The organism is Oceanobacillus caeni, assembly GCF_019037185.1.
Lineage (GTDB): Bacteria > Bacillota > Bacilli > Bacillales > Amphibacillaceae > Oceanobacillus > Oceanobacillus caeni.
Genome location: NZ_JAHHXM010000007.1, coordinates 127659 through 136876 on the forward strand (window position 1 = coordinate 127659; position 9218 = coordinate 136876).

Genomic DNA, 9218 nt, shown 5'->3' on the forward strand with positions numbered 1-9218 from the left:
ACCACCATTTTTGGATGTTTATACATCCCACTTTTCTTCATATAACGTTGAAGAGACGCCAATGTTTTCACAAAGGACTGATGAAGGTAGGTTCAGTGATTTGCCTGTGGCGGAATCTCCCAGCAATTAACTCCACTCTCTTACACTGCAAGGTTCACTTACTAGTCCTTCCTAAACGTTCTAATCTATTACCATTATTATGTATAGAAACCGTATATATGTCAATAGTTAAACATTGGTAGAAAAATGCTTTATTGTGAAAAGTCGAAACTCTCCGTATAATAGAGACAAAAGCGTTAGCGCCTAGTTAGGGACATACGAAGGTGAAGGAAGTCTCACCTGTCCCTAGGCGCTGGACGTGGCCTACCTTATGACAAGATTTAATAAGCTGAATTTCTATACTTACATATTAGAAAAGGAGGGAAAACTATATGTGTCTAATAAACTTTCATTTTCATGATCACCCTACTTACAAATTAATCATTGCGGCAAACCGTGATGAATTCTATCAACGACCAACCGCACCCGCATCCTATTGGAAGGATCACTCAGAAATTCTTGCCGGACGAGACTTACTACAAATGGGAACGTGGTTTGGCATAACAAAAAAAGGGCGTTTCGCAGCATTAACCAATTATCGTGATCCGAATTTACCGGAAACAGGAAAATTTTCACGTGGAGAAATAGTACGTTCTTTTTTAGCAGGCGAACAAACTCCTGAGGAATATTTACAAACATTGAAATTGGATAGAGAGAAATATGCAGGTTATAATGTCCTGATTGGCAATGGGGACGAATTATATCACTACAACAATATATTAGATGAAGCAAACAAAATCACATCCGGTACACATGGGCTGAGCAATGCCACGTTAAATACACCATGGCCTAAGATAGTCAAGGGGAAACGAATGTTACAGGATTATGTAACTAATCATAAAGAAATAGATTCAAATGAATTATTCCGTATTACTTCCAATGCTGAGCAAGCAAACGATGAAGATTTACCGGATACTGGAGTAGGAATTGAGTTGGAGCGAACCCTATCCTCCCTATTCATTACATCTCCTGAATACGGAACAAGATCTTCAACCGTTTTATTAATTGATAAAGAGAATCATGTCACTTTTAATGAACGTACATATGAAAAAGGTGAATTCCAAAGAGAGAAACAATTTACATTTTCAATTGAATAATAAAGCTCGCCACAATAATGGCGAGCTCTTTATATAGGACTGATCTTTACTTATCTTTTCTTTTGAATATCTTTTTCTTAATAACATAAACAATCAATCCTAATACAGCGTATATGAAAAACAAGACGATAAATCCCCATAAACCAATTACAGCATCGGCAAATTCCATATTTCCTCGATTCGTGATCGCTTGTTGTAATTCAATTGCAAATACTAAAACAACCATTCCAGTAAACGTATATATAAAAGATAAAATCGTAGTACTCCACTTTAATCTTTCAATTAATTTAAAGAAAAAATGCACGACTAAGAACGTAACCATGCCGATAATTCCCATAACCCAGAAATGTAATTCTTTATCTGTCATATCGCTAAAAAGAAATGTCAGTATATCATGTATTTCATTAACAACGTCTGCCAGAGTAATGACTATTTCTCTCATCTTGATTACCACTCTCCTTTGCATGTAAGTTTGCAAGAGATATAGATTTAAGTATAAAAAAAGAGAATAGGCTATGTGCCTACCCTCTCTCTTTTTAGTTAGTGGGACATGTAGGGATCGAACCTACGACCCGCTGATTAAGAGTCAGCTGCTCTACCGACTGAGCTAATGTCCCGTATTCCCTGTCGACTTAATTATTGTAACAAATAGGAATACAGAATGCAAGACTTTTTTTAAAAAAATTTGGCAATCGCACAAAGTTTTTTAGCGAATGCCTTAGGAAATACCATTATTCCCACTCGACTAGCGTGGCTTTTAAATTTAATAGTTCATCTTTAGTTAGTGTAATGCCTTTTCCCATTTTTTCTTTATTAGGCGCCCAATCTCTAAGGTCATATTTCGGATCTCTTCCATTCCAACTAATTAGATTTAACTCCTTTGTCCACCCTTTTGGTGATTCAGAAATCACTGCAATTGTTTCAATAATATCATATTTAATTTCTGCCATGATATCAGCTCCCTTTTATATGACTTTTTAACTACCTTGTTAAAAATTATATCAAATTGGAATACAAAACCAAAATTCTCATGTTCATATATATATTACAACATATCCTAATCATCCATTAATTCAAAAAACTTAAAGCCTAAATCAGCATCTCTTCTATGATTTAAAAGCTTCTCCCTACTTTTTATTAGGCGCTCTCGTCCAATTTCCGAAATGGTTCGATATCCAGCTTTAAATGCTACGGATTTTTTATTAATTAATTCTGCATGTTGAACTAATATGAATTGAAGTTTTGTTTCAAACTTCTGATTATAACGCCATACCGCTTCCCCAGTTGTACCAGAACCCGAAAAGAAATCGAGTACAATGGCCTTCTCATCATTATATAAAAGTGATTGAATCAAGTAGCGGATTAATTTTTCCGGTTTGGAATAATCAAATACCTTTTTTCCAAATAAATCAATTATTTCTTTATCCGCATCCTCGTAAGTAGGAAAACCATACCCATTTATGGTAAATAAATTTTTAATTTTCTTTACTTCTCTTCCACTTTTTACATGGTTAGGACGAAAAGGTACTTTACTAATAACAATCTCCTCTCCATTTTGGATAATTTCATTTAGCTTTTCTTGAGAATAACGCCATTCTCCTTTTAAACGAAAGGAATTTTGATTTACGCCACTTTCAATGATGACGTCATCTAATAATTCCGTAATGATTTTACCACCGGACATATTCTGAGCTTTAACCAATCCATCCGCAAGACGAAAGTGAACAGTCCCTTCAGGAAAAGTTAACGTGCGTAATGTATTTCCAGCATTATTCAACGGATACTTCTTTCCCTCTTCCGTTTTTTCAATGGAAAGCGCGTGAGTCCGTTCATTGCTCTTGGAAAAGACAACAATATATTCGGTTACACATCCTACATTTCTGTCTAAAAAAGAAGGTTTTTTCTTTTTCTCCCAAATAAATGTACAAACAAAATTGTCCTCACCAAAAATCTCATCGCATATTTTTTTCAGATTATATAGCTCTTTATCACTAATACTAATAAAAATCATGCCATCCTCTGTTAAAAGATTTCTGGCAAGGAGTAGCCTTGGATATATAAAATTTAGCCAATTTGTATGAAACCTTCCTGATGAATGAATAAAATTGGAAAGACTTTTGTGGTTGTTGAATATCTCACTGAAGTTATCGTTATAAATAAAATCCATTCCGGTGTTATATGGGGGGTCAATATAAATCATCTTGACCTTTTCTAGATGTGATTGCTGCAGGAGTCGTAATACTTCTAAATTATCCCCTTCTATATAAAGGTTTTTTGTCGTATCCCAATCAACACTTTTTCTTAAATTTAAGGATAATCTCTTCGTGGGTGGATCAGAAGCGGAACGAATCGAATCTGTTTTTCCATACCACGAGAATTCATATTCCTTATTCTCTTTTATAAGATGCTCTCCAAATAATAGCTTTAATTTTTCTACATCAATTTTTGACTCTGTAAAAACTTCCGGAAATATCTCCTTCATTTTTTCAATATTTTTGTCTATTTCATTCAGCTTTCGTCCATCCATCTTTTGCATAAGCTTTCACCTATCATTCTCATTTATATTTAAATTAGCATATGCATCAGATAATTTGCAATTATTTGCATCCTATATACAAAAAATACAACTACCACTCCAATGAGTCCGCAGTTGCAGTAAAACTAACTTGTAAAAAGAGAATTATCAAGAACGGTTTGGAATTGAGCCAAATCCCTTGAATCTTGACGAATGGATTGCTCATCTAGTAATGGATCAGAATCATATTTTTGCATATCTTCTCTAATTAATTCTTCAGACTTTTCTTCATTGAGTGGATCCATACTTCCATTTTGGTGGGTGTCCATACTATCTCTCCTAACAAATCGTTATATACCTAGCATTAGCCAAAACCAATTTAAATATTACTCCGTGAATATTTTGTCGCAATAATCTTTACACTAATGATAAAAAGGTTTATGATTACTAATACAATATCCTAGTATGATACTATGCTTTAATATACGATTTTAGGGGGATTTTACATGACAATGAAAAAAACGTTGACTTTAGCAGGCTCCGATACTAGTGGAGGGGCTGGTATTGCGGCCGACCTTAAAACATTCCAAGAACATGATGTATACGGTATGACCGCATTAACCACCATCGTTACAATGGATCCAGAGGGGTGGCATCATCGTGTGAATCCGATTGATGTAGAACTTGTGGAGAAACAATTAGAAACAGCATTATCTGTAGGAATCGATGCAGCTAAGTCAGGTATGCTTGGATCTGTTGATATTATTGAATTAGGGGCGAAGAAGTTTAAAGAGGTGAAACTGGATAAATATGTGCTCGACCCTGTAATGGTATGTAAGGGGGAAGATGAAGTATTACAACCAGAAAATACCGATGCAATGCGCGAATTACTATTACCATTAGCACTTGTAACAACGCCAAACCTTTTTGAAGCTTGGCAACTCGCTCAAACAGATGGCCCTATTAGGGATGTAGATGGAATGAAAGAGGCGGCAGCCAAAATTCACGAATTAGGTGCGAAAAATGTCGTTATTAAAGGCGGGAAAACATTAGATCCCGAAAGAGCAATCGATCTTTTCTATGACGGAAAAGACTTTACCGTTTTAGAAGGAGAAAAAATTGATACGACATATACCCACGGCGCTGGTTGTACATTCGCAGCGGCGGTTACAGCAAATTTAGCAAACGGTAAATCAGTAAAAGATTCCGTAGCAGATGCAAAAACATTTGTGAATGCCGCAATCAAATATGGTTGGAAACTGAATGAATATGTTGGTCCCGTCATGCACGGTGCGTTTAATAAATATAAAGTAACAAATTAATTTAAGAAGTCGCAGGTGGGTTTTCACTTGCGACTTCTTCTTTATCTAAACTAACGCTTTTGGTTTATCCCCAAATTTCATCTGCTACTTCTTTAATAAGGCGAAGTTTATTCCATTGTTGTTCTTCCGTTAATATATTTCCTTCCTCCGTAGAAGCAAATCCACATTGCGGGCTAATGCAAAGTCTGTTTAAATCCACATATTTCGTTGCTTCTTTTATACGACTTTTAATTGTCTCTTTATCTTCTAATTCTCCCGTTTTTGATGAGAATAGTCCCAATACAACCAACTTGTTATCACTAACATCTTGTAATGGTGCAAAGTCACCAGCACGTTCTGTATCAAATTCTAGATAATAGCCGGAAACATTTTCTTTTGCAAATAATAACGCAGAGATTGGATCATAGCCACCGGAAGAAGCCCAAGAAGAATGATAGTTACCACGGCAAACATGCGTTGTTACAATTAAATCTTCAGGTAAATTTTCAATTGCCAAATTGTTTACACGTAAGTATAGTTCTCCAACACCCTTTACTGTTGCAGTGTCCTGGCGTGCTTTCCAGTAATTTTCATCCACAAGCATCCCCCATGTGCAGTCATCTAGTTGAACATTCCTACATCCGGCATCGTATAAATCCTTTATCACTGTTTGATATGCTTTTGCGATATCCTCAACTAGTTCATCTACATCTGGATATAGCGCTTTAGTTGTCTCTATATTTTCTGCACGCTCTAATTCTGCCAAAAATTGGGCCGGTGCAGGAATGGTTTGTCTTGCCGTAACACCTTCAGTTGCATATTGTTGAACAAAAGAAAAATGTTTAACAAATGGATGATTTTCACCACTAATTTTCCCTGTAAGACGAGCTGTTTCTGCTCGAGTTTCTTCATGGTGGAACTTATAGCCTTGTTCAATGGATTCTTTATGAACTCCATTCAATCCCCACATAAAATCTAAATGCCACCATGAACGACGAAATTCCCCATCCGTGATAACTTGTAAGCCAACTTCTTTTTGTTTTTGAATTAAATCGACGATGCATTCGTCTTCTACTTTTTTCAATTCAGTTTCTGATAAGTTCCCTTTTGCAAAAGCAAAACGTGCTTCTTTCAATTGTTTCGGTCGTAAAAAACTCCCTACATTATCAAAACGAAATGGTGCTACAAGCCTTTTTTCAAATTTAGTCTCTACAGCCATCTGAACTCTCTCCCTTTGAATCATTTTGTTAAACAAAGTGTAGCATGGAAGAGTCCATATAGTGTAACATTAAAAACCTATTACTTGTCATAGTTTTAAACTATAGCAACTTTCTTTCTTCCTCAATGGATTCTTTTAAATAATGAATATAAATTTCAGCTAGTGGACTATTTGTTACATTTTTATGTGTAATATAACCTACCGTAATGGTCTCATCTACTTTTAATGGAACAGCAACAATATCTCCATTTAATTTTCTACTAATAACCCCAGTAGAAATCGTATAGCCGTTTAAACCTATTAATAAATTAAACATCGTAGCACGGTCTGTAACCCGAATGTTCTTCGGCCTTGAGAGTGTACTAAGTATCTCTTCTGAAAAATAAAAGGAATTATAATCCCCCTGTTCATAAGATAAATATGGATAGGGAAGTAAATCGGATAATGTTACATACTCCCTATTTACAAGCGGATTAGTCGAACTAATAAACACATGTGGTGTTGCATCAAATAACTTATGAAAAGTTAAATTTCCTTCTCTAATAAATTTAGAGATTACCTGTTGATTGAAATCATTCACATATAAAATACCAATTTCACTACGAAGATTTTTAACATCATCAATGATTTCATATGTTTTGGTTTCTCTTAATGTAAACTCATACTCATCGCGATTATAATCTTCTAAAAGACGAACAAAGGCACTGACCGCAAATGCATAATGCTGCGCAGAAACAGAAAAATGCTGCTGCTTTAGATCTGGTGCGTTAGAATAACGATTTTCAAGAAGTTCTGCTTGTTCCACAACTTGCCTAGCATACCCAAGAAATTCTGAACCTTCTGGTGTTATAAGAATCCCTTTGTTCGTTCTATAAAAAATCGTAATTCCCAATTCTTTTTCCAATTCTTTTAATGCGTTAGAAAGACTTGGTTGACTTATAAATAAATTTTGTGCTGCCTTACTTATGGAACGACTTCTTGCCACTTCAATCACATACTTTAATTGTTGTAATGTCATTTGAGATCCCTTTTCTTTTTTTCATTAATCATATCAAATATTTCTAAAAAAACGCATGGAAATTATAAAATTCCATGCGTTTTTTATTCAATAAATATTGCCAACTAGAAACGTCGTAATGACATTTTCAACGGGCTTTTTGGACGATCTCTTAATCATACGTTATATCCACTACTTTACCTACTCTTAATCATAGCCTTTTCCCCTTTAACTTTATCCCGAACAAAGAATGCTATAATTAAGCCAATTACTGCAAAGATTCCTGAAATCATAAAAGAAACATTCACACCATGAATGAGTCCGTTAACCCCTTCCTCTGGCACAGCAGCTGTCGTCATAATGGTAATTGGTAATGCTGTCCCAATGGCACCTGATACTTGTCGGAATGTATTATTCACTGCAGTTCCATGCGGTATTAAATGCATAGGCAACACATTTAGACCTGCTGTTGTCGCTGGCATCATTACCATCGCAATACCCAACATTCGAAAGGCATGAACCGTTGCAATATACGTAAATGTCGTCTGATCTGTAAGAAATGCCAACATAAACGTAGTAACCGTAATAAGGACCAAACCGGGAATCAATAACCATCTAGCACCAAATTTATCAAAAATTCTACCGGTAATAGGGTTCATGATACCTTGAAGGATGGCACCAGGTAATAATGCCAACCCAGATTCAAGTGCAGTAAACCCATGCATATTTTGCATATACAATGGCAAAATAACTGCGGCCCCAATCATTGCCATAAATGTAACCATTCCAAGTACAGTCGTTAAGGTAAACATTTTATATTTAAAAACACGCATTTCCAATATTGGCTCTTTTAATCTTAATTGTCTTAAAATGAACCACGTAAGTGCAATGGCACCAACAATAAACGAAATGATAACTTGCATACTACCCCAACCAGCATTTCCAGCAATACTAAATCCATACAAGAAACCACCAAATCCAAAGGTAGATAAAATAATCGATAACACATCAACTTTAGGATTCGATAATTCCGTAATGTTCCTAAGGATAAAGTAAGCGATGATAATGTTGATGATAGCAATTGGCAAAATCATATAAAATAACGTTCGCCAAGTTGCGTTCTCTACAATATATCCGGATAATGAAGGTCCTATAGCTGGGGCAAAGGCAATAATAAGACCGAACATTCCCATCACTGTTCCACGTTTCTCAATTGGGAATATAAGCATCATAATCGTTTGCGTAAAAGGCATTAAAATACCTGCACCCGCAGCTTGAAAAATCCTCCCCAATAATAATATGGAAAAAGTTGGTGCAATCGCAGCTAGCAACGTACCAACTGTAAATAGACTCATTGCAGTTAAAAACAAGGTCCTAGTTGAAAACTTTCCAATTAAAAAAGCAGTTATAGGAATCATTATACCGTTAACAAGCATAAATGCGGATTGCAACCATTGCACCGTATTTTCACCAATATGTAGGTCTGCCATAATATGAGGCAATGCAGTACCCAATAACGTTTGATTTAAAATAGCAACAAATGCTCCTGAAATTAATACGATTAATAAAGGCACTTTATTAATACTCTCAGCGCCACGTGAAGATTGATCAGGCAATTCTTATTCCTCCTTTTAAATTTATGGGAGACTTGGTTTTATCTATTATTCCAAAGCTTCACTTTTATAAGAGCAATTTTTATATTTTACCATAAACATAATGTTAATATCAAGATAATTATATTTTAAGTTTACCTTTTTTCCCCTATAAGAACATGTTTTCGTCATATTGAGATTCTTTAGGGAAAACTTTTTGCAGTTTCAATGAAGAAGCAAGTTTTTTCCAATACAAATAAACATACTACGCAGTATGTCTATTCTGACTATTCAATCAATTGGTCTAAAGTTGAAATGTTAGTTGTCGTGAATCTTTTGGCTTTTCTATGTATTTAAAATGTCGAATCCCATAAGCATCTTTTTTCAGTATGGCTTCC

The 9218-nt window shown here is 35.2% G+C and carries 9 protein-coding genes and 1 tRNA gene; 2 read left to right on the forward strand and 8 right to left on the reverse strand.

The window, feature by feature from the left end; translation table 11 throughout:
- Nucleotides 1-431 precede the first annotated feature (431 nt).
- Nucleotides 432-1196: an NRDE family protein gene (locus KM885_RS06590; protein ID WP_216883700.1), complete on the forward strand. Its 765-nt coding sequence runs from the start codon at nucleotides 432-434 to the stop codon at nucleotides 1194-1196.
- Between the two features lie 46 nt (nucleotides 1197-1242).
- Here KM885_RS06590 and KM885_RS06595 read toward each other — a convergent pair whose 3' ends face one another.
- From KM885_RS06595 to KM885_RS06615, 5 genes are all read right to left on the reverse strand, one after another.
- On the reverse strand, nucleotides 1243-1638 hold the full coding sequence (locus KM885_RS06595) for a hypothetical protein (RefSeq protein ID WP_047185213.1): 396 nt from the start codon (nucleotides 1636-1638) through the stop codon (nucleotides 1243-1245).
- Nucleotides 1639-1740: 102 nt separating this feature from the next.
- Nucleotides 1741-1813: transfer RNA gene (locus KM885_RS06600), tRNA-Lys, on the reverse strand.
- A 114-nt stretch (nucleotides 1814-1927) separates the two neighbouring features.
- On the reverse strand, nucleotides 1928-2146 hold the full coding sequence (locus KM885_RS06605) for a YdbC family protein (protein ID WP_047185212.1): 219 nt from the start codon (nucleotides 2144-2146) through the stop codon (nucleotides 1928-1930).
- Nucleotides 2147-2253: 107 nt separating this feature from the next.
- Complete coding sequence (locus KM885_RS06610; protein WP_047185211.1) at nucleotides 2254-3732, reverse strand: site-specific DNA-methyltransferase; 1479 nt, start codon at nucleotides 3730-3732, stop codon at nucleotides 2254-2256.
- A gap of 125 nt (nucleotides 3733-3857) precedes the next feature.
- On the reverse strand, nucleotides 3858-4040 hold the full coding sequence (locus KM885_RS06615) for a hypothetical protein (protein WP_047186799.1): 183 nt from the start codon (nucleotides 4038-4040) through the stop codon (nucleotides 3858-3860).
- Nucleotides 4041-4217: 177 nt separating this feature from the next.
- Here KM885_RS06615 and pdxK point away from each other — a divergent pair, with 177 nt between their 5' ends.
- The gene (pdxK, locus tag KM885_RS06620; protein WP_145524279.1) at nucleotides 4218-5033 is read left to right on the forward strand and encodes a pyridoxine/pyridoxal/pyridoxamine kinase; all 816 of its coding nucleotides are present in this window, start codon (nucleotides 4218-4220) and stop codon (nucleotides 5031-5033) included.
- Between the two features lie 64 nt (nucleotides 5034-5097).
- On the opposite strand, the gene KM885_RS06625 is transcribed toward pdxK, so the two are convergent.
- The 3 genes from KM885_RS06625 to KM885_RS06635 form a co-directional block, all read right to left on the reverse strand.
- A complete protein-coding gene (locus KM885_RS06625) occupies nucleotides 5098-6231 on the reverse strand; it encodes a 5-methyltetrahydropteroyltriglutamate--homocysteine S-methyltransferase (RefSeq protein ID WP_060669313.1) in 1134 nt (377 codons plus the stop codon).
- Nucleotides 6232-6331: 100 nt separating this feature from the next.
- On the reverse strand, nucleotides 6332-7249 hold the full coding sequence (locus tag KM885_RS06630; protein WP_047186802.1) for a LysR family transcriptional regulator: 918 nt from the start codon (nucleotides 7247-7249) through the stop codon (nucleotides 6332-6334).
- 176 nt (nucleotides 7250-7425) lie between these two features.
- Complete coding sequence (locus KM885_RS06635) at nucleotides 7426-8844, reverse strand: MDR family MFS transporter (RefSeq protein ID WP_047186803.1); 1419 nt, start codon at nucleotides 8842-8844, stop codon at nucleotides 7426-7428.
- Nucleotides 8845-9218: the final 374 nt, after the last annotated feature.